The 26,160-nt window shown below is 62.2% G+C and carries 21 protein-coding genes; 13 read left to right on the top strand and 8 right to left on the bottom strand.

Annotated elements, in window-relative coordinates; genetic code table 11:
- The first annotated feature begins 309 nt into the window (after positions 1-309).
- The 9 genes from J3D60_RS25130 (at position 310) to pgeF (ending at position 11,408) form a co-directional block, all read left to right on the top strand.
- Positions 310-1,557 (top strand): acyl-CoA dehydrogenase family protein, encoded by a 1,248-nt coding sequence (locus tag J3D60_RS25130; protein WP_253493186.1) that lies wholly within the window; start codon positions 310-312, stop codon positions 1,555-1,557.
- Between the two features lie 190 nt (positions 1,558-1,747).
- The gene (locus tag J3D60_RS25125; protein ID WP_083236335.1) at positions 1,748-2,698 is read left to right on the top strand and encodes a transporter; all 951 of its coding nucleotides are present in this window, start codon (positions 1,748-1,750) and stop codon (positions 2,696-2,698) included.
- A gap of 228 nt (positions 2,699-2,926) precedes the next feature.
- A complete protein-coding gene (locus J3D60_RS25120) occupies positions 2,927-3,760 on the top strand; it encodes an EamA family transporter (RefSeq protein ID WP_253493184.1) in 834 nt (277 codons plus the stop codon).
- Between the two features lie 132 nt (positions 3,761-3,892).
- On the top strand, positions 3,893-4,420 hold the full coding sequence (locus J3D60_RS25115) for an RNA polymerase sigma factor (protein ID WP_253493183.1): 528 nt from the start codon (positions 3,893-3,895) through the stop codon (positions 4,418-4,420).
- Positions 4,413-5,369 (top strand): FecR family protein, encoded by a 957-nt coding sequence (locus J3D60_RS25110; protein ID WP_253493182.1) that lies wholly within the window; start codon positions 4,413-4,415, stop codon positions 5,367-5,369. The genes J3D60_RS25115 and J3D60_RS25110 overlap by 8 nt, the downstream gene beginning before the upstream one ends.
- Positions 5,370-5,473: 104 nt before the next feature.
- A complete protein-coding gene (locus tag J3D60_RS25105; protein ID WP_253493180.1) occupies positions 5,474-7,915 on the top strand; it encodes a TonB-dependent siderophore receptor in 2,442 nt (813 codons plus the stop codon).
- 101 nt (positions 7,916-8,016) lie between these two features.
- Positions 8,017-8,796 carry a PhzF family phenazine biosynthesis protein gene (locus tag J3D60_RS25100; RefSeq protein ID WP_253493178.1) on the top strand — a complete coding sequence of 260 codons (780 nt, stop codon included), beginning with the start codon at positions 8,017-8,019 and terminating at the stop codon, positions 8,794-8,796.
- Between the two features lie 36 nt (positions 8,797-8,832).
- Positions 8,833-10,662: a gamma-glutamyltransferase gene (gene ggt / locus J3D60_RS25095; RefSeq protein WP_253493177.1), complete on the top strand. Its 1,830-nt coding sequence runs from the start codon at positions 8,833-8,835 to the stop codon at positions 10,660-10,662.
- Positions 10,663-10,685: 23 nt separating this feature from the next.
- Positions 10,686-11,408 carry a peptidoglycan editing factor PgeF gene (gene pgeF / locus J3D60_RS25090; protein WP_253493176.1) on the top strand — a complete coding sequence of 241 codons (723 nt, stop codon included), beginning with the start codon at positions 10,686-10,688 and terminating at the stop codon, positions 11,406-11,408.
- Positions 11,409-11,463: 55 nt separating this feature from the next.
- Here the strand turns inward: pgeF and ddlA are convergent, their stop codons facing one another.
- Both ddlA and J3D60_RS25080 read right to left on the bottom strand, forming a co-directional pair.
- The gene (gene ddlA, locus J3D60_RS25085; RefSeq protein ID WP_065938417.1) at positions 11,464-12,558 is read right to left on the bottom strand and encodes a D-alanine--D-alanine ligase; all 1,095 of its coding nucleotides are present in this window, start codon (positions 12,556-12,558) and stop codon (positions 11,464-11,466) included.
- A gap of 44 nt (positions 12,559-12,602) precedes the next feature.
- Positions 12,603-13,241 carry a LysE family transporter gene (locus J3D60_RS25080; RefSeq protein ID WP_065938416.1) on the bottom strand — a complete coding sequence of 213 codons (639 nt, stop codon included), beginning with the start codon at positions 13,239-13,241 and terminating at the stop codon, positions 12,603-12,605.
- 137 nt (positions 13,242-13,378) lie between these two features.
- Here J3D60_RS25080 and J3D60_RS25075 point away from each other — a divergent pair, with 137 nt between their 5' ends.
- The gene (locus tag J3D60_RS25075; protein ID WP_065938415.1) at positions 13,379-14,188 is read left to right on the top strand and encodes an AraC family transcriptional regulator; all 810 of its coding nucleotides are present in this window, start codon (positions 13,379-13,381) and stop codon (positions 14,186-14,188) included.
- Between the two features lie 6 nt (positions 14,189-14,194).
- Here the strand turns inward: J3D60_RS25075 and J3D60_RS25070 are convergent, their stop codons facing one another.
- From J3D60_RS25070 to J3D60_RS25060, 3 genes are all read right to left on the bottom strand, one after another.
- A complete protein-coding gene (locus tag J3D60_RS25070; protein ID WP_065938414.1) occupies positions 14,195-14,770 on the bottom strand; it encodes a flavin reductase family protein in 576 nt (191 codons plus the stop codon).
- Positions 14,771-14,828: 58 nt separating this feature from the next.
- Positions 14,829-16,145, bottom strand: a complete 1,317-nt coding sequence (locus J3D60_RS25065; protein ID WP_027606939.1) for a PAS domain-containing methyl-accepting chemotaxis protein — start codon at positions 16,143-16,145, stop codon at positions 14,829-14,831.
- 105 nt (positions 16,146-16,250) lie between these two features.
- On the bottom strand, positions 16,251-16,583 hold the full coding sequence (locus J3D60_RS25060; protein ID WP_065938413.1) for a DUF2790 domain-containing protein: 333 nt from the start codon (positions 16,581-16,583) through the stop codon (positions 16,251-16,253).
- Positions 16,584-16,808: 225 nt separating this feature from the next.
- Between J3D60_RS25060 and J3D60_RS25055 the strand changes: the two genes are divergently transcribed.
- From J3D60_RS25055 to J3D60_RS25045, 3 genes are all read left to right on the top strand, one after another.
- Positions 16,809-18,128, top strand: coding sequence for an OprD family porin (locus J3D60_RS25055; protein WP_065938412.1), 1,320 nt, complete (start codon positions 16,809-16,811; stop codon positions 18,126-18,128).
- 339 nt (positions 18,129-18,467) lie between these two features.
- The gene (locus tag J3D60_RS25050; protein ID WP_027606942.1) at positions 18,468-19,142 is read left to right on the top strand and encodes a heavy metal response regulator transcription factor; all 675 of its coding nucleotides are present in this window, start codon (positions 18,468-18,470) and stop codon (positions 19,140-19,142) included.
- The gene (locus J3D60_RS25045; RefSeq protein ID WP_253493175.1) at positions 19,139-20,575 is read left to right on the top strand and encodes a heavy metal sensor histidine kinase; all 1,437 of its coding nucleotides are present in this window, start codon (positions 19,139-19,141) and stop codon (positions 20,573-20,575) included. Before J3D60_RS25050 ends, J3D60_RS25045 begins: the two co-directional genes overlap by 4 nt.
- Here the strand turns inward: J3D60_RS25045 and J3D60_RS25040 are convergent.
- Genes J3D60_RS25040 through J3D60_RS25030 form a run of 3 tightly spaced genes read right to left on the bottom strand, consistent with a single transcriptional unit; the run spans position 20,499 to position 26,009 of the window.
- Positions 20,499-23,645, bottom strand: a complete 3,147-nt coding sequence (locus J3D60_RS25040) for a CusA/CzcA family heavy metal efflux RND transporter (protein WP_065938410.1) — start codon at positions 23,643-23,645, stop codon at positions 20,499-20,501. The two genes, J3D60_RS25045 and J3D60_RS25040, sit on opposite strands and share 77 nt — an antisense overlap.
- 18 nt (positions 23,646-23,663) lie before the next feature.
- Positions 23,664-24,770 carry an efflux RND transporter periplasmic adaptor subunit gene (locus J3D60_RS25035; protein ID WP_253493173.1) on the bottom strand — a complete coding sequence of 369 codons (1,107 nt, stop codon included), beginning with the start codon at positions 24,768-24,770 and terminating at the stop codon, positions 23,664-23,666.
- An 18-nt stretch (positions 24,771-24,788) separates the two neighbouring features.
- Positions 24,789-26,009 (bottom strand): TolC family protein, encoded by a 1,221-nt coding sequence (locus tag J3D60_RS25030; protein WP_253493171.1) that lies wholly within the window; start codon positions 26,007-26,009, stop codon positions 24,789-24,791.
- Positions 26,010-26,160: the final 151 nt, after the last annotated feature.

The raw sequence follows: 26,160 nt of genomic DNA, 5'->3' as shown, positions 1-26,160 counted from the left end.
TCGCTTGTGCCTGCGCTGTGCACGGCGGGAATGCGAATGCGTCATGCCGGTGCAGTTTCCGCCGGATAAACAGGCGCAGGACTGAACCCATGTGACCTGCGGCAGAAAGACGCAAAGTCCGCGCCAGAACCAAGGGGGCATTCACCCGCTACAGGCTCTTTCTGCAGAAGGCACGACCTCAGTCGGGAAAGCCCTGTGCCCTTGCGCAAATCGTCAATTGGGCTTGCACGCTCCAGCGAGACCGAGGCAGGCCAGCTGCCTACGATGGGTTGTCCGTTACCTAACCCACCGCAAGAAAGGTCGCTTCCCATGGCTATCGATTTCCAGCTCACCGAATCACAGAAGGCTTTACAGGCAAGCGCGCGAACCTTCGCCGCCGAAGTCCTCAGCAAGGTCGCCCCCACCATCGCCCCAATCGCGCGACCGGAAGACCGGTTCTACGCCACGCGGCCGTTCTACGATGCAATGGTCGACGCCGGCTTCATCAAGGCGTTGCTGCCCGCCTCGTGCGGCGGCAGCGCCCTGACCACGCTGGATTTTGCCTTGGCTGCCGAAGAACTCGCCGCCGCCGACGTCAACTTGCCTTCGGCCTTGCTGGGCACCGGCCTGGGTTTGCACGCGGTGCTGCACCACGGCACCGAGGAGCAGAAGCGCCGCTTCCTGCCGGACTTCGTCGAAGATGGCTCGCGCCTGGCCGCCCTGGCCTTCACTGAGGTCACCGGAGGCGCTAACTACGACAGTCCCGACCCCTCCGCCGGCGTGCAGACATTCGCCCGCCTCGAAGGCGACGAATGGGTCATCAACGGCGCAAAGCACTACACCACCAACGGCACCGGTTGGGACGGCAAGGGCGCGCACCTGTACAGCGTCATATGCCGCACCGATGCGGCCCTGCCGCCGCAGCAATCGCTGGCGGTCATCATGGTGCCCGGCAGCGCCCAGGGCATCGAGATCGCGGGCTTTCTCGATACCGTCGGCCATCGCGCGACGATCTCGCCGCGCATCCATTTCAACAATGTGCGCGTGCCGGCGGCCAATATTGTGGGCAAGCCGGGCGATGGCATTGCCATGGTGGAAGATGCCTTCTCCTGGACTGCGGCGCTCATCGGCGCGGCCTGCGTAGGTGTGATGCGCGCGGCCTTCGACGTCGCCTTGAAGTTTGCCCGCACCGACAAGCGCTCCGGCACGGTGCCTGTGATTGAGCACCAGAACGTTGGCTTCATGCTGGCCGATATCAAGATGCGCATCGAGGCCGCGCGCTACCTGACCTGGAAAGCCTGTCACCAGCTCGATATCACCCAGGGACGCAGCCGCGAACTGGCCATCATCACCAAGGTTCACTGTTCGGAACTGTGCGTTCAGGCTGTCTACGATGCCATGCGCGTTGTCGGTGTCGATGCCTACACCGACCTCTACCCGTTGGCCGGCCTGATGCAGGACGCGCTGTGTTTTCCCCTGTACGACGGCGGCAACATGGGGGTCCGCCGCCGGCAACTCCATGCGCTGCTGCGCTCGCCGACCTACGACGCCATGGCCGGTGCAGAGGCACGCAGTTGAAGCGGCCCCCGTGCCACGAGGCGTAAGCGCCGAGCAGCTGTCCTTCCCAGCACAACGAATGACCGCCCCAACAAAGCGACTTGGGGCGCGTCCCCCCTATCTTTGTCATGCGCACTGCCGCGTTGTCCTGTGTCGCCGCACTTCGCCGACCGATCAATGACAGATGACTACTCGAGAGAGGACTTCCGTAATGACCCAAGCATTCTCCAGCGTCGCCCGCAGGACCGGCCACGTGTCAAAGGCCGGTACCCACTCGCCCCTGAGCAGCATGAACAAGGTATTGGCCTTGGCCTGTCTACCGATGGTCACGATGGTGCCGATGACCGCGCGGGCCATCGATGTGGACATCGGTGATTTCGTCCCGGCGCCGGAGGGTACGACGGCGGGGTTGCTGTACCTGCAGCATGCCGAGCGCAACAAACTCTATGCCCAGGGACGGCAGACGGCGCGGGATCCTCGGCTGGTCTCGGATGTCGGTATCGGGAGGCTGGTGCACTACACCACGATTGGCGGGCTGACGGTAGGCCCCCAGATCCTGGTACCGTTTGGCCGGCTGGATGCCGGGCGCGACACGAGTGCACTGGGCAAGACCAGCGGGGTAGGTGACGTTATCCTGGCCGCACCAGTCTGGTTGATCAACGACTCAGCGTCTCGCACTTATCTAGCCATAGCACCCTATCTGTACCTTCCAACGGGTAGCTATAGCCACGACCGCCCGCTCAATCTGGGTGAAAACCGCTGGAAGTTTGATTTACAGGTAGGTTTCGTCAAAGGGCTGACCGACAATTGGTATGTCGATTTGACCGGCGACGTCATGTTCCACGGCAAGAACGACAACTACGGCGCTGCCGGCGACACGCTCAAGCAGAAACAGCTCTACCAGGGGCAGGGATATTTGCGTTACCAGTTCACCCCCGGAGCCAACGCTTTCGTCGGTCTGTCGCAGACCTGGGGCGGTGAGACCCGAGTCAATGGCGTTGACAGCGACGACGAAGCTCGACAACGAAAAATCAGCGTGGGTGGCAGTTACTTCATCCGCCCGAAGACGCAACTGCTGGTGGCGCTCGGGCGCGATCTTGAGGTGGAAAATGGCTTCAAGGAAAGCGCCCGCATCAACGTTCGACTGTTGCAGGTGTTCTGAGCAACAATCTCATTCAGGGCTACTCGATAACGCCTGGCGTTGAAACATATCCGGGCATGGGGCGACCAGGCGTAATCGAACAGCATTTGCCCTCAATTGACGCGTAACCCGGTACTGATAACGGCTTACCGAAAGGTAGACCGTTTTTTTATGCCTTGAAGAAAGTGCCTGGGGCATACTCGCAGCCCCCCTCCTGGATACAGAACTTAGCCAATAGGACGTCCCTTCATGAGCCTTGATGTGTTCGCAATCATCATGCTGGGCGCTGCGTTGCACGCCACTTGGAATGCCGTGGTCAAGGGCGGTGACAACAAGCTCCTGACCACCTGCATGATCGCGTCCATTGCATCGCTGATCGCAGCGACGGTCATTCCGTTTCTGGAGCTGCCGGCCAAGGAAAGTTGGCCCTTCATCGGTGCGTCAGTGATTTTGCAGGTGGTGTATTTCGTGCTGGTCGCCTCGACTTATCGCATTGCCGACATGAGCCAGACCTACCCGATCATGCGCGGCACCGCGCCGTTGCTGGTGGCGACAGCGAGCGTGGGACTGTTGTCCGAATCCTTGTCCTCATTCGCCTGGCTCGGCATTGCCATCATCTGCATCGGTATTTTGAGCATGGCTGCCGCCCCCAGCATCGGTCAGCGAAAAGGGATGCTCCTGGCGCTGGTCAACGCGGCGGTCATCGCCGGCTACACCCTCATCGATGGTGTGGGTGTGCGCAAATCCGGCGCCCCGGCGGCCTATACGTTGTGGATATTCCTGCTCACCGGCCTCGCGCTTGCCGTATGGGCATTTGCCATCAGGCGGCGCGAATTCTGCCGCTATCTGGCGCGCCACTGGCGCCCAGGTGTTATCGGTGGCTTCGGCACCGTCGTGTCCTACGGCCTGGCACTTTGGGCAATGACGGCGGCACCGATCGCCACGGTTTCGGCGCTCAGGGAGACCTCCATTCTGTTCGGCGTGGTGATCTCGGCACTGGTGCTCAAAGAGCGGCTGACCCGCCGCCGCATCATGGCTGCGTGCATCATTGCCGGCGGGGCTATGGTGTTGCGGCTGGGCTGACGCGCCGGTCGAACCCAGGAGATGCCTGGCTGGACTGGCCACCGAACAAATCCCCCGCCACCCTATTAAATGAGACAACTTCTCATTAGTATGCCTGCTATTCGCGCAACGCCGCATCAGGGTATCGGGGCCATGGAGACAGGGACGCCAGGGGATCAGGAAAAACTCAGCGCCGTTTTTATCGGGCAGCGCAGTGCGTTAATCCGTATGCTGTCGCGCGTCGTCGGCTGTTCGAGCCAGGCGGAGGACCTGGCCCAGGAAACCTACCTGAAGGTGGCGAAAGCACTGTACGCTCGCCCTATCGAACACTTGAAGCCGTTTCTTTATCAAACTGCGCAGTACCTGGCCTTTGATCATCTGCGCAGTGTGCGCAGTAAAAGGCGCTATGAGTGCCATCTGGCCGAAAGCCTGGTTGTCGAGGTGCCCACCACGGCACCCGGTCCGGAGAGCCAGGCCCAGGGCCAACAACAACTGCTGCAGTTTCAACAGGTGCTCGCTACCTTGCCCAAACGCCAGCAACAAATCCTGGTATTGCATCGATTGCATGAACTGTCCCAAAGCGAGATCGCCCAACGCCTGCAGGTGTCGTTGAGCACGGTGGAAAAAGATCTGCGCCAAGCCCTCACTGCCTGCGTCAAGCAAACGACCTACCATGATTGATCGCGCCGACACCCCCGATGCCATACGTAAGCAGGCGACCGACTGGTTCGCCCAGCGCGATGAAACGGTGCGCAACCCCATCACCCGCCAGCGCTTTGAGCAGTGGCGCGACGCGGATCCCCGGCACGCCACGGCGTATGCGGAACTGGCCGCGCTGTGGGAAAGCCGCGCCTTCGAGCAAGCCTTGAAAAACCTCGCCGGCGACCTGGAATTGCCCCCTGCCCCGCAAGCTGCCACGCACCGCAAGACACGCTTTATGGCTGCCGCCGCTGCCGTATTGATCACGCTGGGCATCGGTTGGATGACCGATGTGCCGATGCGCCTGCAGGCTGACCACATGACCGACGTTGCGCAATTGGAACGCTTTGACCTGGAGGACGGCTCGCACATCGTGCTGGGCAGCCACAGCGCCATCAGCATCGCTTTCGACGGCGCCCATCGCCGCATCAAGCTGCTGCGCGGCGAGCTCTACGTCGAAGCCGCACACGACTCAGAGCGCCCTCTTAGCATCGAAACCGCCGAGGCCAGCGTGACCGTAGTCGGCACGCAATTCAGCGTCAGCCAGCGCGACGCGGGCGTCACCGTCGCCGTGCGACAAGGCCGCGTGCGCTTCGCCAACCGCAAGGGCGAACAGAGCCTGTTGCAGGCGGGCAACTGGCAACAGTTGCTGGGTGGGCACCTGCAACCGCTGTCCCTGGAAGGTGGCGAACAGCAGATGGCCTGGATCAACGGACGGCTGTCGTTCCAGAACGCGCCGCTGGCACAGGTGTTGTCAGAGATCCGTCGCTATTATCCCTCACCGATCCTGCTATTGAACGATACCGCCGCCGGTGAGCGGGTCAGCGGCAATTACCAATTGGATGACCCCCAGGCGATCGTGCAGGCGTTGAGTAGAGTCACTTCCACCCACGTCCAGCGCCTGCCGGGTGGCATCCTGATTATTCGCTGATACAGAGCCCCTGACCCCGTCGCAAAAAGTTTTACGGCTTTCGAAGCTTCAACCCGTCAAGAACTTTGCCTTTGCAAATCATTCCTATTTCTAACGGGGCTCACATGCACTTTCCAGCACTCAATCCGACCCACGCCCGTAGCATTCTTGCGCTTGCCGTCTGCCTGGCGTGCAGCACTGCGGTTGCCGTGGAACCGGCGGGCAAGCCGGCCATTCGTGAAGCAGCAGATACCCGCAGCTTTGCCATAGCGCGTCAGTCGCTGGTCAATGCCCTGGATCAATTGAGTGTGCAGAGCGGGCTGCAAATTGCCTATGCGGCGGACTTGGCCCAAGGCGTCGAGTCGCCTGGCGTCAGCGGCCGCATGACCGCCCTGGAGGCGCTGGCCCAGTTACTCAAAGGCACGCCCCTGAGCTTCGAGCTCAATGGTCCCAACGCGGTCATACTGACCCGCACCGCACAACCCGGCGCGGCCCTGCAACTGGGCACCACCACCGTGATCAGCAACCAACTGGGCACCGTCACCGAAGGCACCGGCTCCTACACCCCGGGCACCATCGCCACGGCCACGCGCCTGGTGCTGACCCCGCGTGAAACGCCGCAGTCCATCAGTGTCGTCACCCGCCAGCACATGGATGACTTCGCCCTCGACAGTGTCGACGACGTGATGCGTCATACCCCTGGCATTACCGTGTCGGCCTACGACACCGACCGCAGCAATTACTACTCGCGCGGTTTTTCGATCAACAATTTCCAGTACGACGGTATTCCCTCGGCCGTGCGCAACGTGGCCTATTCGGCGGGCAACACCCTGAGCGACATGGCGATCTATGACCGGGTCGAAGTGCTCAAGGGCGCCTCCGGCCTGCTCAGCGGCGCCGGCTCCCTGGGCGGCACCATCAATCTGGTGCGCAAGAAGCCTACGGCGGAATTTCTCGGCCACATCACCACGGCGGCGGGCACCTGGGATCACTACCGCACGGAAGTGGACGTCAGCGGCCCGCTGACCGAAACCGGCAATGTGCGTGGGCGGGCGGTGGCGGCCTATCAGGACAACAAGTCGTGGATCGACCGCTACTCGAACAAAAGCTCGGTGTTCTACGGCATTCTCGAATTCGACCTGTCACCCGACACCTTGCTCACCGTGGGCGCCGATTATCAGGACAGCAAACCCAAAGGCTCCACCTGGTCCGGCAGTTTCCCGCTGTTCAACCATGCCGGCGAGTTGAACAATGCCAAGCGCTCCTTCAGCAATGCCACTGACTGGAGCAGTTGGCAGCAATACACCCGTACGGTGTTCGCGAACCTGGAGCACGACCTCGGCGACGGCTGGGTGACCAAACTGCAACTGGACCACAAGCTCAACGGCTACGACGCCCAGATGGGTGCGATCCAGTTCTACCAGCCGGCGGCGGACGGCACCGCCAATATCAACGCCCAGCGCTACAAGGGCGAAACCACCAGCGACTCGGCCGACCTGTATATCAGCGGCCCGTTCAATTTCCTCGGGCGTGAACATGACCTGGTGATCGGTGGATCCATCAGCACCGCCCACTGGAAGGGCAAGGGCTATTGGGACGAAACCTTCCCCACCGCCAACCTGGTCGACTACGTCAACTGGCATGGCAACCTGGCCAAGCCCGACTGGGGCGTGGCCTCCCAAGTCACCGACGACACCATTCGCCAGACCGGCATGTACCTCACCACCCGCTGGAACCTCAGCAACGACCTGAAACTGTTGCTCGGCGGGCGCGTGGTCGACTACACCCTGACCGGCAGCACCGATACCTACCGTGAAACCGGACGTTTCATTCCCTATGCCGGAGCCATCTATGACCTCACGGACAACCTGTCGGCCTATGTCAGCTACACCGATGTCTTCATGCCCCAGGAAAGCTACAACCTCGACCGTAACCGCAAGCTGATTGACCCGGACGAAGGCGAGAACTATGAAGTGGGCCTCAAGGGTGAGTTCCTCGGCGGTCGCCTGAACGCCAGCCTGGCGTACTTCGAGGTGAAGGAAAGCAACCGCTCCCTGCCCGACGATGCGTACAACAACCAGACCCCGACACCGCCCAACTTTGCCTTCAAGGGCACCGACGCGACGACCAAGGGCTACGAACTGGAACTGTCCGGCGAAATCGCTCCAGGCTGGCAGTTGCAGGGTGGCTACACCCACAAGGTGGTACGCGACGACGCCGGCAAAAAAATCTCGACCTTCGAGCCCGAGGATCAAGTGAGCATGTTCACGATCTACAAGCTCAAGGGCGAGCTGGACAAAGTCAGCATCGGCGGCGGCCTGCGCTGGCAGAACACGGTGTGGCAGGACATCTACAACAGCCCCAAAGACACCACCGAGAAATTTTCCCAGGAATCCTACTGGGTGGTGGACCTGATGACGCGCTACCAATTCACGAAAAACCTGTCGACCACGCTGAACCTCAATAACGTGTTCGATAAGCCGTATTACACCAACGTGGGCTTCTACAACTCCGCCATCTATGGCGCACCGCGTCACTTCATGCTGACCACGCGCTGGGACTTCTGATTGCCTGAGCCACACGGCCTATCCCGAGGGTAGGCCGCTTTTGACGCCCTCCCTTGCCACTGTTAGTGTCCAGCCTCCCCCCACGCACGGAGTGCTTCACGGTGAAACTGGACATCTACCAAGTCGACGCCTTCAGCCAACATGCCTTCGGCGGCAACCCTGCCGCGGTGTGCCCGCTCACCGAGTGGCTGCCCGATGAGCAACTGCAGCATATCGCCGCCGAAAACAACCTCTCCGAAACCGCCTACTTCGTGCCCCGCGATGGGTTCTACGAGTTGCGCTGGTTTACCCCGCAAGTCGAAGTCGACCTGTGCGGCCATGCCACGCTGGCGACGGCGTGGGTGTTGATTCACGCACTGGCGGATGCACCCCAGGTGCTGCGCTTTGCCACCCGCAGCGGCGAGCTACGGGTGACGCGCAATGGCGATGAACTGGCGATGGATTTCCCCGCCCGGCAACCACAGCGCTGCGAACCGCCCGCCGGAATGTTGAGTGCCCTGGGGATCGAGAGCGCCGACGTGTTCAGCACCGATGACTACATCGTGCTGGTGGACGACGAAGCCCAGGTCGCCGCGCTGACGCCTGACTTTGCGCAGCTCAAGGGCCTGCCAAAACGCGGGATTGCAGTCACTGCCAAGAGCACCCGGTTTGATTTTATTTCACGCTGGTTCGGGCCGAATGTGGGGATCGATGAAGACCCGGTCACCGGCTCGGCACACACCTCGCTGGCACCGTTCTGGGCCGAGCGCCTGGGCAAATCGCACTTGACAGCCGAGCAAGGGGGCCAGCGCAAGGGTCAGTTGCACTGCGAGCTGCAGGGCGACCGCGTGATTATTTCCGGCAAGGCAGTGTTGTACATGCAAGGCACGATTTACCTGTAAACCGCAGCGCCCCACGGACAACAGATCATTCGCACAATGAACGGAGTTCAGCACGTGTTTTCGATTTCCCGCCGCCAACTGTCGCTCATGGCGGCAGCCCTTGCCCTGGCTGCCTGCCACACCCCGGTCAACGACCAACCACCGGCACCGGAGTTGGGCTCGGGCTATCGCACCGACCTCAGCACCCGCCATGCCGAGCGCCATATGGCCGCCGCCGCCAACCCGCTGGCGGCCGAGGCCGGACGCGAGATGTTGCGCCAGGGCGGCTCGGCCATTGACGCCGCCATTGCGATGCAGGCGGTGTTGACCCTGGTTGAACCACAATCCTCCGGCATTGGCGGCGGTGCGTTCATCATGCTGTGGGATGGGAAAAACGTGCACGCCTATGACGGCCGGGAAACGGCTCCGGCCGGGGCGACCGAGCGGTTGTTCCTGAACGCCGACGGCATGCCGATGGCCTTCACCGACGCGCAGATCGGCGGGCGTTCAGTGGGCACGCCCGGGGTGCTGCGGGCCCTGGAAATGGCCCATAGGAAGACCGGCCGCCTGCAATGGGCCCAGTTGTTCGAGCCGGCGATTCGCTTGTCGGAGCAGGGCTTCGCAATTTCACCGCGTTTGCACAGCCTGATCGCCGCTGACCGCTTTATCCCTCAATCGCCGGAGATGGCAGCCTACTTTCTGAATGCCGATGGCACGCCTAAAGCCACCGGTACACAGCTGAAAAACCCGGCGCTGGCCGCTGTGTTCAAACGCATTGCCAAGGAAGGACCGGACGCCCTGTACCACGGGCCGATTGCCGACGAGATTGCGCGCAAGGTGCAAGGCAACCGCAATGCCGGCAGCCTGACTCAAGCAGACCTCAAGGGCTACGTCGCCAAGGAACGCGCGCCGTTGTGCACCGATTACAAGCGCTGGAAAGTCTGCGGCATGCCGCTGCCGTCCTCAGGCGGGATTGCGGTCGCGCAGATGCTCGGCACATTGCAGGCCCTGGAAGCCCGCGACCCGCACCTGGCCATCGCGCCGATGACCCCGATAAACAGCGCCTCGCCTGCCGGGCTTGAGCCCACGCCCGAGGCCGTACACCTGATCGCCGAAGCCGGTCGCCTGGCCTTTGCCGACCGCGCGCTGTACGTGGCCGATGCGGACTTCACACCGGTGCCGGTGGCCGGCCTCGTGGCCCCGAACTACCTGGCACAGCGTGCCACGCTGATCGGCGAGCGCAGCATGGGCATCGCCAAGCCAGGCCGACCGGCCGGTATTCAAGTCGCGTATGCACCGGACCGTTCGCCGCTGCGCATCTCCACGTCACAAGTCGTCGCCGTAGATGACCTGGGCGGCGCCGTGTCGATGACCACCACGGTGGAAGCCGCGTTCGGTTCCCATGTGATGGTCCAGGGCTTCTTGCTCAATAACCAGATGACCGACTTCTCATTCATCCCCGAAGAAAACGGCCAGCCGGTCGCCAACCGCGTGCAACCCGGCAAACGCCCGCGCTCGGCCATGGCGCCGACCCTGGTGTTCGACCGCGAGAGCGGTGAATTGCTGGCCACGCTCGGTTCGCCGGGCGGCTCGCAAATCATCGAGTACGTGAGCAAATCCCTGGTGGCGATGCTCGACTGGAACCTCGACCCGCAAGCCGCCATCAGCCTGCCCAACTTCGGCAGCCGCAATGGGGCTACCGAGCTGGAGGCGGGCTTGTTCAGCCCAGGCCTGAAGCAAGTGCTGAAGGACAAGGGCCATGAGCTGAGCGAGATAGACATGACCAGCGGCATCCAGGCCATCGTGCTCAAGCGGGACGCCCAGGGTAAGGTGTCGCTCAGCGGCGGCGCCGACCCTCGGCGCGAAGGCGAAGCGCTGGGCGACTGACTTTATTGAACGGAGGTGATCCCTTGCATCAGGCTGAAAATCTCGCTGCCATCCCTGGCATCGACCACGGTTTCTGTTCGATCGATGACCCGCTGCGCCCGGATGAAGTGTTCATCTGCAAACAAGTGCACAGCGCCTCGGTGATTGAATGGCAGGCGGGCCAGGTGGCCAATACGATCGAGGCCGATGGTGTGTTGACGCACCACGCTCACCCGATCGCGGTGATCACCGCCGATTGCCTGCCCATTCTGTTCGCGTCGATAACGGGCGAACGGGTGGCCGCAGTCCATGGCGGCTGGAAGGGGTTGCAACGCGGGATTATCGCCAACGTCATGCAGCGCTTTGCCGCCGAAGGGATTGCAGCCGACCAGCTGCAAGTGGCTATCGGCCCCTCGATCAAGCCGTGCTGTTATGAAGTGAGCGAAGGCTTTATCGCCGAGTTCCAGAGTGACCAAGGGCACCTGTGGCAACACGCCCAGGCACCGTGGCGCTTCGTGCAACCGGCACCGCTGCGGTCCCCGCAAATCAATCCGCCCCATGCAAGGCAAGCAGGCAGTGCGTGGTTTGACTTGAGCGGGTATGGGTTGTTGCTGCTGCAAGCGGCGGGCGTCAAGCGTGAGCAGATCGACGTGAGCGAGGTCTGCACCTACTGTACGTCGCCGACGTTTGCCAGCTACCGCAGAAGGACGCATCAGCCGGAGGAAGCGAAGACGTTGATTTATTCGTGGATTGCTCGTAGACCCTGACGAACCTACGCCCCCTTGTGGCGAGCGGGCTCGCCACAGGTATTTATCCCATCCGTTAACGGCTGATCTTCAACCCCTTACGCCCCGCATGCCGCTCCAACGCCAGCTCGATCAACCGGCTCACCAGCTCGCTGTAGCTCATGCCCGCCGCCTGCCACAGCTTGGGGTACATGCTGATGCGAGTGAAGCCGGGCAGTGAGTTGATTTCGTTGATCAGCACTTCACCATCGTCGGTCAGGAACACATCGACCCGCGCCAACCCTGCGCACCCCAACACCTCAAACGCCTCAAGGGCCAAGCGGCGGATCCGCTCACTGGATTCATGGCTGATGTCGGCCGGCACCACCACCTGGGCCGCCTGGCCGTCGATGTATTTGCTGTCGTAGGAGTAAAAGCCGCTGTTCACCACGATCTCGCCGCAGCCGCTGGCCACAGGGTTTTCGTTGCCCAGCACGGCGCATTCAATTTCGCGGCCCTGGACCGCCGACTCCACCAGCACCTTTTGATCAAAACCCAGGGCCAGTTCAACGGCGGCGTGGTACTCAGCCTCGTTGCCAACCTTGCTCACGCCCACCGAAGAACCCTGGTTGGCCGGTTTGACGAACATCGGCAGGCCGAGTTTATTCACCGCTGTTTCAAAGGAAGTACGCCCAGCGTTGCTGCGGGTCAGGGTGATGAACGGCGTCACAGCAATGCCGGCATCGCGCAGCAGGCGTTTGCTGATGTCCTTGTCCATGCACACCGCCGAGCCGAGCACGTCGGAGCCAACGAAAGGCAGGTCAGCCATGCGCAGCAGGCCTTGCAGGCAGCCGTCTTCGCCGAGGGTGCCATGGACGATGGGGAAGATCACGTCGATGTGTGCCAGCAGGTCGTTGCCGGAGGTTTCCACCACCTGCTGGCTGGCCTTGCCGGGCACCACCGCCAGTTCGCGGTTGGATTGGTTGAGGGCGATGAGCGCCGGGTTTTCCTGGTTGATCAGGAAGTTCGAGGTGTCGTTGAGGTGCCAGTGGCCGGCCTTGTCGATGCCGATCAAAACCGGCTCGAAGCGGGTGCGGTCGAGTGCGTCGACAATATTGCGCGCCGACTGCAACGAGACTTCGTGCTCGGCCGAACGGCCACCAAAAATAATCCCTACACGCACCTTGCTCATGACCCGGCCTCACTGTTGAAAGTAAGGCTTCTTACCACGGACGGTCAGCGATTCGCTACCAGATGGGCGCCGAACAACACGTAGCACCCGCCGGCAAAACGGTCGAGCCACTTGCGCGAACGGCTGTAGAGGTTGGCCATGTGCGCACTGGAAAACACCAGCGCCACGCAGGCATACCAGCTGAACGACAAGCTGGCCATGGTGATCACCGCCAGGGCCAGCAGCGCGGGGGATGGCGACAGTGGCATGGTGGACGCGAAGATGGTGGCGACGAACAACGCGGCCTTGGGGTTGGACAGGTTGCCCAGCAACCCCAGGCGCCAGGCGGAAAACAACGAGCGGCGCGCTTCGTCCGGCAACAGGCTCTGGCCCATCGCCGGTGTCGAGCGCTTGAACAGTTTCAGCCCCAGGTAAATCAGGTAGCAGCCGCCGATGATCTTGAACGCCAGGTACAACATGGGGGCGGCGGTAAACAGCGACTTGATGCCCAGCCCACCCGCCAGCCCCCACATGATCGTGCCGGTGGCCACGCCCGCCGACGCCACTACGCCATGACGGCGCGAACAACTGGCGGCCAACTGCGCGGTGTTGAAGAAGTTGGGACCCGGCGTAACCACCGCCACCGTCCACAGCAGGGCCAGCGAGACCAGAGGCGCTACATAGGTGGGGTTGATAAATTCCATTGGGCGGTTCCATCAGCGCAGGGCACGAGCAGGGAGCATAGACCTCGCCCGCCACCTGCACAATCGTACAAGACCACGGCAGACAAGGGATGCAGACTGGGTTAACGTGTTTCCACCTCTTTTTGTGACAAGCCACCATGGGCAAACCGACCCGCAACTTCGACTGGCTGCACCGTGCCCCCCATGCCAGCGGCCTGGACCGTATCGAGGCGTACTTCGCCGGTTTCGCCTTCGACCCCCATCGCCATGACACTTATGCCATCGGGCGTACCTTGTCTGGCGTACAGAGTTTTCACTACCGCGGCGACATGATCCACAGCCTGCCCGGCACCACCATGGTGCTTCATCCCGATGAGACCCACGACGGCCACGCCGGCAGTGACGAGGGTTTCAAATACCGGATGATTTACGTGGAGCCGTCGCTGATCCAGCAGATCCTTGGCGGCAAGCCGTTGCCGTTTATCCCCGGCGGCTTGTCCACTGACCCCAGGCTGTTCCGCGCCAGCGATGTGCTGCTGCAAAACCTGGATAACCCCATCGACCCGTTGCAGGAACAGGACGCGATGTTCGACCTGGCCCACGCGCTGAGCAACGCCGCGGGCGCCATCGTCAGCCGCAAGGCGTTCGATTACGTCGCCGCCGAGCGCGCCCGGGAGTTTATCCATAGCGCCCTGGGCCGCAGCATCACCCTGGACGAAATGGCCGACCACGCCGGCCGCGACCGCTGGGCATTGTCGCGGGATTTTCGCGTGCTGTTCGGCACCAGCCCCTATCGCTACCTGACGATGCGCCGGCTGGACCTGGTGCGCAGTCTGCTGGCGCAGGGGCAGTCGCTGGTGGACGCGGCGCTGACCGCCGGCTTCACCGACCAGAGCCACATGACCCGGCAATTTCGCAGCACCTACGGTATGCCGCCGTCGCGATGGGTGAAGATGCTCGGGCGCTGAGTGCGCTTATAGCGAATGCCCATCGATGGGCTCGCCGATGCTCAGGAAATGCCCACCCGCTACATGGTGCAAGGTGCGTAACTGATCATGCCCTTCGAAGTGCCAGCGGCCTTCGCTGAATACTCGCTCATCGGCATAGGCTGCGACCACTTCGCCGAGGAACAGGTCATAGGTCTGCTGGTTGTGGGGCTCGGGCAGCAGGCGACATTCCAGCCACGCTACGCAGCCTTCCAGCAAGGGCGCGTCGCTGTGTTCACCGCTGAAGGTTTGCAGGCCATAAGCAGCGAATTTGTCGCCCTCGGTACCGGTGGTATTGCCGACCGTCTGCACGAGGTCGACCTGGGCCACACAGGGCACCTGCAGCACGAAGCTGCCGGCGCCTTCCAGCAATTGGCGAGTCCAGGTGGACTTGTCCAGCACAACGGCGACTTTCGGCGGTTCGAAATCCAGCGGCATGGCCCAGGCGGCCGCCATGATATTGCGCTGGCCGTTGTGGGCCGCGCTCACCAGTACGGTTGGCCCGTGATTGAGCAAACGGTAGGCCTTGGGCAACGGAACGGGGCGGCAGTGGGTAGGGCTCATGGAGGATCGGCTCTTCAAACGAAAAAACCTACGATACCTCAAGCATCAGCCCTATGGATCAGCTCGACAGTTGGTTAGCGAATTGTCCTACGGCGCTGACCACCTTCTGTGCGCCGTCCTGGATCTCCACGATCACCGTGCCCGCTTCCGCCGCCAGGGCCAGGCCTTGCTCGGCTTGCAGGCGGCCGTCGGTCATCAGGGCCACCGCGTCGCGGGCCATATCCTGGTTCTGACGCACCACACCAACAATTTCCTCGGTGGCTTTGCTGGTCCGTGATGCCAACTGGCGCACCTCATCGGCCACCACCGCAAAGCCCCGGCCTTGCTCGCCGGCACGTGCCGCTTCGATGGCCGCGTTGAGCGCCAGCAAATTGGTCTGTTCGGCAATGCCGCTGATGGTCTTGACGATGGTGCCGATCACTTGGGATTGCGCGTTCAGTGCCTCGATGCCTTCACCCGCCGCCTGCATGTGCGTGGCCAGGTCGCGCATCACCTCCACCGCCTGCGTCACCACGGTGGTACCGCGCTGGGCGCTGTCGTCGGTATGCAACGAGGTGCTGTAGGCAATGTTCGCGGCCTCGGCCACGGCTTGCTCCCGATTGACCTGATCGGTAATCACCGTGGCGAACTTGACCACTTTGTACAAACGGTCATTGGCGTCCAGCACCGGATTGTAGGTGGCTTCCAGCCACACCACGCGGCCATGGCTGTCCACACGCTTGAAGCGCGCTGCGACGAATTCTCCGGCGTTCAGGCGTTTCCAGAAATGCTGGTACTCGGCGCTGTTGTACTCCTGCGGCTCACAGAAGATACGGTGATGCTTGCCCTGGATCTGCGCCAGGCTGTAGCCCATGCCGCTGAGGAAACGGTCGTTCGCGGTCAGCACATGCCCATCCAGGTCGAACTCGATCACGGCGGTGGAACGCACCAGCGCGGTGATCAGGTTTTCATGCTCGCGCGACGCTTCGATGGTGCGGGTGAGGTCGCTGGAGTAAATCGAAAAGTGCTTGATGCGCCCATCGGAACTGCGCACCGGCTGCACAATCGAGCGCAACCAGGCTTCCTGCCCGTTGCCGCGCATCAGGCGTACGGCGCCGGCGAAATGCTCACCGCGCAGCAGGGCGTTCTTGAAGCGCTGCTGGAATTCGTCCTGGCGCACATGGGCGGGCACCAGATCTTCGATGGGGCGCCCCAGCAGCGTGGAACTCTGGTAGACCAGTTCCTGCAGAAAGTTGGCATTGGCCCATTCAACCCGACCTTCTGCGTCCAGCGTCAGGCAGAGCATTTCGCTTTCCAGGCTCTCCCTGACCTGTTGCAAGCTGGACAGTTCTTCGCGAAGAGCGGACAGCTCCTGCTTCAAGCGGGTGTTAAACATAGGGCACCGAGGTCGATGGGAGAGAAGTATCAGAGCTGCATCGGCCCTATTGGCTGTTTCTGAAGCGAACTCAGGTGCTACACCCCACTCTTTTTTTTGACGCCATTAACTGCCGTTATTCCGGCACACCCCCATGACTTGATACTCCAGCGTAGTGAGCTTGCCGCTGGAGTCTTCATAGGTCATGCGCGAAGGCACGGTACTGCACGCGCGGATCGGCGGCGTCACGTTGACCACTTTGGCAATGTCCAGGTCCATGCCATAGCGATACACCTGGACCTGGGGCGCCGGCTTACCGTTTTTCTCGGCGTAGGCGGCCATGGCTTTTTCATTGCGCTCCATCATCAGGGCAAAGGTCCGGTCACCCCCGCCTTCGGCCAATGCACCAAATGACAGGACGGCCGTTAATACACCTACGCCTGCGGTAGAAAAGTTCATCACCTGTTCCTCGACTGAAAGTTCAGTACCGAGACTAACGAACCAACCCTGACGCGATGTTCACCAGAACATTACTTATTTGTTAGGTGGCGACGAGCTTCCAGAATTGTAATGTTCACGCCACCCAATCGTTATCCACGGTTTGCAACTATCAGCCCGGGCCAGATCAATAAGAACGCCCGCCTCCATAAGAAGCTGATAACTGCCAACACCGAGGAGCGAAACATGCGGATCCGTTACTACACCCTTCCCCTTTCACTGATCGCCACATTGCCCCTGGCAGCCGTGGCCGCGGAAGACAAACCTGAAGGGTTTATCGAAGGCAGCAGCGTGAACGTGCTGGCGCGCAATTTTTACTTCAACCGCGATGACCGCAAGGGCCAATCCAGCCCCACCGGTAACGGCTATTCCGAAGCCTGGGCCCAGGGACTGATCGGTAAATTCGAATCCGGCTTTACCCAGGGCACCGTAGGCTTTGGCCTGGACGCCTTCGCCATGGTCGGCGTGAAGCTCGACTCGGGTACCGGCCGCAGCGGCGGCAAGGGTTCGTTCGGCGTGCTGCCGGTGGACAGCAACAACCATCCCGAAGACAACTACAGCAAGGTCGGCGGCGCGGCGAAACTGCGGGTATTGGACACGGTGATCAAGGCCGGCGACGTGTTCCCGCTGACCCCCGTGGTGGCCTACGGCGATTCGCGGGTGTTGCCGGAAAGCTTCCGTGGCGTGACGTTGCAGAACACCAGCCTGGAAGGCCTGACCTTGCAGGGCGGGCGTCTGAGCGGCATGAGCCAGCCCAACGAAAGCGGCATGAACAAGGGCTTTGCGACGTTTTATGCAGGCCCCGTGGACTCGCCCTGGATCGGCTATGCCGGTGGTGATTACCAACTCAACAAACACCTCAGCCTGAGCCTGTACAGCAGCCGCCTGAAGGACGCCTGGGACCAGTACTACGTCGGCAGCGCCGCCAGTTACCCGCTGAACGAAGACGTCTCGCTGTTCGGCGACATCAACTACTACAAGGCCGTGGACGAAGGCAAAAAGCTGCTGGGTGAATTCGATAACAGCATCTGGAGCGCCCGGCTCGGCGTGAAGGTGGGTGCCCACAGCCTGGCTGTGTCGCACCAGCGCAACAACGGCGATGACGACTTCGATTACCTGCGCCAGTCGGACTCGATCTTCCTCAACAACTCGATCCAGTACAGCGACTTCAACTCGCCCAAGGAGCGCTCGTGGATGCTGCGCTACGACCTGGACATGCAGCCATTCGGCATTCCCGGCCTGTCATTCATGACCCGCTACGGCAAGGGCACCGGCGCCGACTACAGCAACGCCAACGCAGTGTATATGCGCCGCGATGCCGCCGGCGATCCGCTCACCGACCAACGCCGTTGGGAGCGGGATATCGAAGCCAAGTACGTGGTGCAAAGCGGCAACTTGAAGGACTTATCGCTGCGGCTGCGCCAGGCCACCGTGCGCTCGAGTTCATTCGAGTCCGACCTTGAAGAAGTCCGCGTCATTATCGAATACCCACTGGCGGTGCTTTAAGACGCGCTTACATTCACTTGCCGATGCCCTACATCTCTTCACAGGTTGAAGTCTGTCAGAACTGTAATATCGGCCTCACCTTCTCGTTAAGTTGCACTTTTTATACTGCGCATCGAACACCTCTCATCTCTGCGGCTTTTGTGTAGCTCCTTTGGAACAGAGATGAATTTTATACGCCCCAGCCGGGGCGTTTTTTTTGCGTGCCCGGTCAGTGACGAATCGTCGCACCGGCCTGACGCGGCTTGACCCTAAAGCTACTTCAGGCTTCAGAGTTTTCCTACAGCCCATTAAAGCCTCTATGAGGCCATCTCCTTTCGTTTTCCTTGAAGGTAAATCCCCATGCGTATCCTTGTGGTTGAGGACGAGCAGAAAACCGCCGATTACTTGCAGCAAGGCCTGACCGAAAGTGGCTACGTCGTCGATTGCGCCGCCAGCGGCATCGACGGCCTGCACCTGGCCCGGCAGCACACCTACGAACTGGTGATCCTCGACGTGAACCTGCCCAATACCGACGGTTGGGAGGTACTGGAACAACTGCGCCGGGACGGCAACCAGCGCGTGATGATGCTGACCGCGCGCGGCCGCCTGGCCGACAAGATCAAGGGCCTGGACATGGGCGCCGACGATTACCTGGTCAAACCCTTCGAGTTCCCCGAACTGCTGGCCCGTGTGCGCACCTTGCTGCGCCGCAGCGAACATATCCCGCTGCCGGATGTGCTGCGCGTCGCGGACCTGGAGCTGGACCCGCGCCGCCATCGCGCCTATCGCGGCAGCCGGCGCATCGACCTGACCACCAAGGAGTTCGCCCTGCTGCATGTGTTGATGCGCCAGGCCGGCGAGGTAATGACCCGCACGCAGATCATCTCGCTGGTGTGGGACATGAACTTCGACTGCGACACCAACGTGGTCGAGGTCTCCATCAGCCGCCTGCGGGGCAAGGTCGATGACCAGAGCGAGGTCAAATTGATCCACACCATTCGCGGCGTGGGTTATGTGCTGGAGGCGCGCCAATGAGGACCAGCAGCCTGTCGATGCGCCTGGGGCTGACGGTCAGCCTCATGGGCGCCGGGCTGGTGGTACTGTTGGCGACCCTGGCCTACTTGGCCTTGACCCATGAGCTGGAAAAGCTCGCGCGCAAGGGCCTCGAAAGCAAGATGGAACAGCTCCAGCACAGCCTCGCGCTGGGCCTGGACACCCACGCAATCAAAGCCCGCCCCCACTCGTTGCTGGACCTGGTGATGGGCCACGACAATTTCTACCTGACCATCGTCGGCACCGCACCCGATAACGCGGTGCTGCTCAGTGTCGGTGCCAAACCCCAGGAACCGTTGCTGACCGACTTCTCCCCCCGGGAAACCCTCGGTTATCTCAACTGGCAAGACCAGGACGGCAACCAGGTACTCAGTGCCTCCAGCCTGATGCGCCTGGCCAGCGGCGAGCGCGTACGGGTGTTGCTGTCGCTGGACCGCAGGGATGACCAGGCGCTGCTCAGTGCCTACCTGCGCGCTACCCTCATCGCCCTGCCGATGCTGTTGATCCTGATTGGCATGGGCGCCTGGTGGCTGGTGCAGCGTGGGTTGGCACCGTTGAAGCAGTTCAGCCATGTCGCGGCCCAGGTAACGACCCAGGACCTGACCCACCGTTTATCCATCGACAACCTGCCCCAGGAGCTGGGCGAGTTGGCGCAAAGCATCAACGTCATGCTGCGTCGCCTGGACGCCGGTGTGCAGCAGCTGTCGCAGTTCTCCGACGACCTCGCCCACGAACTGCGCGCGCCGCTGACCAACCTGATGGGCAAGGCCCAGGTGACCCTGTCCCGCGAACGGCCCTCGGAGGAATACAAGGCGGGGCTGGAATCCTGCACCGAGGAAATGGAACGCCTGTCGCGCATCGTCTCCGACATGCTGTTCCTGGCCCAGGTCAGCCATCCGGCGGCGCGGGCCGGGTTTGGCCCGGTGTCATTGGGTGAAGAAGCACAACGGGTGATGGCGCTGTTCGCCCTCAGCGCCGAAGACAAACACGTGACCCTCAGCCTGCGCGGCGACGCCTGGGTGACGGGCGATCGCCTGATGATCCAGCGGGCGATTTCCAACCTGCTGTCCAATGCCATCCGCCATACGCCCGAAGGCTCCAGCGTGCTGCTGCTGGTGGAAACCTACGACCAGAGCGTGGCGTTGTCGGTGGGCAACCCCGGGCGTGGCATCGAAGCGCACCACCTGCCGCATCTGTTCGAACGTTTCTACCGCGCCGACAGCAGCCGTACCCGCGCCGAAGGTGGCACGGGGCTGGGGCTGGCCATTGTGCAGTCGATCATGCAGCTGCATCAGGGGCACGCCGACGTCAGCAGCCAGCCAGGCCGGTTTACACGGTTCAGCCTGGTGTTTCCTCTTCCTTGCGATGGGCCCACTGGTACAACGCCGGCAGCACCAGCAAGGTCAGCAAGGTAGAAGAAATGATCCCGCCGATCACCACCGTCGCCAACGGACGCTGCACTTCGGCGCCGGTGCCGGTGGCCAGGGCCATGGGGATGAAGCCCAGGGAAGCCACCAGCGCGGTCATCAATACCGGGCGCAGGCGGGTCAGCGCGCCCTCGTGGATAGCCACCGACAGCGAACGCCCTTCCTCGCGCAGGTTGCGGATGAAGGCAATCATCACCAGGCCGTTGAGCACCGCCACGCCGGACAAGGCGATAAAGCCCACGCCTGCCGAGATCGACAGTGGAATATCGCGCAACCACAGCGCCATGATCCCGCCGGTCAACGCGAACGGAATCCCGGTAAACACCAGCAGCCCGTCCTTGAGGTTGTTGAACATCATGAACAGCAACCCGAACACCAGCAGCAAGGCCACCGGCACCACGATCTGCAAACGCTCGGCGGCTTCCTTCAACTGTTCGAACTGGCCGCCCCAGGTGGTCCAGTAACCCGCTGGCACTTTCACTTGCGCCGTGAGTGCAGCCTCGGCCTCTTCCACGAACGACCCCATATCCCGCCCGCGCACGTTGGCACTGACGATCACCAGGCGCTTGCCGTTCTCGCGGCTGATCTGGTTCGGGCCGAGCACCAGGTCCAGGCTGGCGACCTGGGACAACGCAATGAACCCCAACTGCCCCGCCGCACTCCCGGCCAGCGCCGGCACTGGAATCAACAGCCGCGACAAGCCGTCGATATCAGTACGCAGCGCGTCGGACAAGCGCACGACCATGTCGAAACGCCGGTCACCTTCATACAGGGTACCGGCCTGACGCCCACCGACGGCGACGGCAATGGTGTCCTGTACATCGCCGACATTCAGGCCAAAGCGCGCGGCTTTGTCACGGTCGATATTGATGGTCAGCACCGGCAGGCCGGACGTCTGTTCGACCTTCACTTCCGAAGCGCCATCGAGGCCTTGCAGGGTCTCGGCAATGTCTGCGGCGGTGGTGTTGAGCACCGCCATGTCGTCGCCGAATACCTTCACCGCCACATCACTGCGCACCCCGGAAATCAGCTCGTTGAAACGCAGCTGGATCGGTTGCGACAACTCGTACGCACTGCCCGGCACAATCGCACTGGCGCGCTGGATATCGGCGATCAGGGTTTCGCGGGATTTGTTCGGGTCCGGCCATTGCGCCTTCGGTTTAAGCATCACGTAGCTGTCGGAAATATTCGGCGGCATCGGGTCGGAGGCGATTTCCGCCGTACCGGTACGGGCGAATACCCGTTCGATTTCCGGCACCTGGGCCATCAAGGTTTTTTCCAGTTGCTGCTGCATCTGCACCGACTGCGTCAGGCTGGTGCCGGGCACGCGCAGGGCCTGTTGGGCGAAGTCGCCCTCGCTGAGACTGGGGATAAACTCACTGCCCATGCGGCTGGCCACCACGCCCGACGCAACAATGGTCAGCACGGCCAAGCCGAACACCAGTGGCCGGCGCGCCATCACCCAATCCAGCACCGGCCCATAGGCCCGGCGCGCGGTACGCATCACCAGGTTTTCTTCTTCCTTGACCTTGCCGGTCACGAACAGCGCAATCGCCGCAGGCACGAAGGTCACCGACAAAATCATCGCCCCCAACAACGCGATCACCACGGTGAATGCCATGGGGTGGAACATCTTCCCGGCCACCCCGGTAAGGGCGAAGATCGGCAGGTACACGACCATGATGATCAGTTGCCCGAAGATCAGCGCACGCCGCGCTTCCTTGGCCGCCGCGAACACCTCGTGCAGGCGCTCGCTGCGGGTCAGCAGGCGGCCATGGCGCTGCTGCGCATGGGCCAGGCGGCGGATGGCGTTCTCGACGATCACCACCGCGCCGTCGACGATAATGCCGAAGTCCAGCGCGCCGAGGCTCATCAGGTTGGCGCTGACTTTGTGGGTGAACATGCCGGTAAAGGTGAACAACATCGCCAGGGGAATCACCATCGCGGTGATCAGCGCCGCGCGGATATTGCCCAGGAACAGGAACAGCACCGCGACCACCAGCAGCGCACCCTCGAAGAGATTTTTCTTCACGGTGGCAATGGCTTTTTCGACAAGGTTGGTGCGGTCGTAGACGGTCACCGCCACCACACCTTCGGGCAGCGAGCGGTTGATTTGTTCGAGCCTGGAAGCCACCGCCTGGGACACGGTGCGGCTGTTTTCTCCGATCAACATAAACACCGTGCCCAGCACCACTTCGCGGCCGTTTTCCGTGGCGGCGCCGGTACGCAGCTCACGACCGATCTCGACCTGGGCGACATTGCGCACGCGGATCGGCGTGCCGTCGGACGTGGTAATGACGATATTGGCGATGTCGTCGATGGACGCCACCTGCCCCGGCGCGCGGATCAACAGCTGCTCGCCGCTGCGCTCGATGTAGCCCGCTCCGACGTTGGCGTTGTTACGCTCCAGCGCCGTGACCAGATCGTTCAAGGTCAGGTTATAGGCCGCCAGGCGCTTGGGGTCGGGGGCGATCTGGTATTCCTTGGCGAAGCCGCCGATGGTGTTGATCTCGGCCACACCAGGCACGTTGCGCAGTTGCGGCTTGATGATCCAGTCCTGGATCACCCGCAGGTCGGTCGGCGTGTAGGGCGTGCCGTCGTCCTTGCGTGCGCCCTCCTCGGCCTCCACGGTCCACAGGAAAATTTCCCCGAGGCCGGTTGAAATCGGCCCCATCGCGGTTTCAATCCCCACAGGCAATTGCTCGCGGGCAACCTGCAGGCGCTCGTTGACCAACTGGCGGGCGAAGAACAGGTCGGTGCCGTCCTTGAAGATCACCGTCACCTGGGACAAGCCGGAGCGTGACAGCGAACGGGTCTGCTGCAGCCCCGGCAAGCCGGCCATCGCGGTTTCGATGGGAAAGGTAATGCGCTGCTCGGTCTCAAGCGGCGAAAAACCGGCCGCCGCCGAGTTGATCTGCACCTGCACATTGGTGATGTCGGGCACCGCGTCGATGGGCAGTTTCTGATAGCTGGCAATGCCGACACCGGCCATCAACAGCACCGCCAGCAGCACGATGATGCGCTGCTCGATGGCGAATTGGATAAGGCGCTCAAACATGGGAAATCACTCGCAGGATCAATGGGCGTGCTCGGCCGAGCCCTTGCCCAATTCGGACTTGAGGATGAAGCTGCCGGTGGTGGCCACCTGAGCTCCGGCCTCCAGGCCCTGGCGCACTTCGACGTAGCCGTTTTCACTGGCGCCAAGCTCGAGATGGCGGGTGATAAAACCGTCTGGGGTGCGTACGAATACCGACGGTTTTTCCTCGACAGTCTGGATCGCCGTTTGCGGCACGGTGACCTTGGCCTGGTAAGTGTCGGTGGCTAGTTGCACGGTGACGAACAGTCCTGGGCGCCAGGCGTCGTCGGGGTTGGGCACCGTCACACGTACGGTGGCGGTGCGCGTTTGCTCGCCGAGCAAATTGCCGACATAGGCCACGGTGCCCAGCACGTCGGTGCCCATTTCCGTGGAACTGACTTTCACCGGTTTGCCGAGCCGGACCTTGTTCAAATCCTTGGGAAATACGCCGAAGGTGACCCACACCTGGGACAGGTCAGACAGCGTGAAGGCGTTACTGGTCTCGCTCACCACCTCGCCGACACCGAGGTGCTTTTCCACCACCACGCCTGTGAACGGCGCACGCAGTTCGTAACGATTGCCGCCGGCCAGCACGGTGTTGCCGCTGAGCGCGGTCATTTTTTGGCGCGCATTGTTCAGCGCGATTTCGGCTTCTTGCAGGGTTTGGCGCGCCAGCAGGTAATCCTGCTCGGCGGAGATCTTGTCCTGCCACAACTGGCGTTCACGCTGGAAGGTAATACGCGCCAGTTCAACCCGACGCTCGCTGGCCGCCAGTTCACTGCGCTGGTCGGAAATCTGCTGGCTGGCGATCACCGCCAGCAGCTCGCCCTTCTTCACCGCCTGGCCAAGATTGACCTTCACCGACTCCACCACACCGGCCGCGCGCGGGACGATATGCGAGGTGCGGTCTTCATCGAAACGCACCTCCCCCGGCAGCGTCAGCAATGTGCTGATCGACCGGGATTGGGCCTCGGCGAGCTCGATGCCGGCGGCCTGGATTTGTTGTTCAGTCAGCTCGAGGGTGCCTTCTTCTTCCTCGGCGTTGGCCACGCCGGACAGCATCAGGCCCAAGGCGACGGCAAGCGCCACGCCGTGTCGTTTGTTCATAAGGCACTCCAGAAAAAATCAAAACCGGGCGAGGTCGCCGTAAATCCGTTCGATGCGCAGCCAGGCATCGGTGGCCTGGGCGGTGGCCGCAAGGTATTGGGTGCGCGCCGCGATCAGGGTGCGCTGGGCGTCGAGCACGTCGAGGAAGTTGAACTTGCCCATCTCGAAGCCGCGAGTGGCGCTGTCCACCGCGCTTTGGGCGGCGGGCAGGATCTGCTGGTTGAATGCGCGCACTTCGCTGTTCGCGGTTTGCCACAGGTCCAGGGCCTGGCGGGTTTCGGTGCGCAGGCGCAATTCAGCAGCGTTGCGCAGGTCGCGGGCCTGATCGGCACGGCGCGTGGCGGCGAGTACATTGCCCTGGTTGCGGTTGAACAACGGAATCGGCATCGACACGCCGACCAGGTTCACCCGCTCGCGCACACTGGCGTCGTACTGACTGCCGATGGACACATCCAGGTCGGGGATGCGCTGGGCTTTTTCCAGGCCCACGCTGGCTTCGTTCTGCACGATCTGCAGTTCGGCCAGGCGCAGTTCGGCGGTCTGTTCAAGGCGCGCCAACAGGTGCGTGGCGGACGGCAACGGCGGTGTGGAGTGGCTTGGCGTGGCGACGGCCTGGAAGTCGGTCGCCGCGCTGCCGGTACTGGCGGCCAGGCGACGATAGACGTCGGTGAGGCCCATGTGTGCGCGGTTGAGTTCGAGGCGGATTTCCGACAGCTGCACCTGGGCCCGCGTGGCTTCCACCGGTGAGGATTTTCCGGCAGTCACGCGGCCGTTGGCGACCACCAGGCCGCGCTCGGCCAACGCCAGGGAGCGTTGCGCCAGGTCGAGACGTTCCTGGGCGCGCAGGGCGCCGTAATAGCCCTCGATCACCTCGGCGCGCAACGTATTGCGGCGCTGTTCCAAGGCCAGTGCGGCGGCGTCCTGGGCACTCGTCGCCACGTCAATGCGAGCACCGCGCTTGCCACCCAGTTCCAGGGTTTGGCTGAGCTTGAGGGTGGTGGTGCGCGTATCGCGACGTGTGTCTTCGGCATCCCAGGACGCCACCGGATTGGGGATCAACCCGGCCTGCTGGCGACCGCCCGCGGCGATCTCGATGTCCCATTGCGCAGCCGCCAGGTCAGGGTTGTTGGCGAAGGCAGTCTGCAGGGCGGCGTCGAGGGTGAGGGTTTGTGCCTGGGCAATGCTGGCGGCGCCCCACAACAGCGTCGCCCCCAGCAGCTTTCTAACGGAAATTGCCATAACGAGAGTTCCACGCCCATAAAGTAAAAGCCGGGAGAATGTAGCGGGCGCGACTTATCAGGGCGGTGGAGCAAAGATTACAAATCCGACAGCAATGGCTCTGGGGCGGGCGTTATCAGGTATGCTTTTGAGACAGGAAACAAAAAGAAAC

Source organism: Pseudomonas sp. S3E17, assembly GCF_024168685.1.
GTDB classification, from domain to species: domain Bacteria; phylum Pseudomonadota; class Gammaproteobacteria; order Pseudomonadales; family Pseudomonadaceae; genus Aquipseudomonas; species Aquipseudomonas marginalis.
The sequence above is the reverse complement of the archived record's forward strand: the minus strand, read 5'-3'. Positions and strand labels throughout refer to the sequence as shown.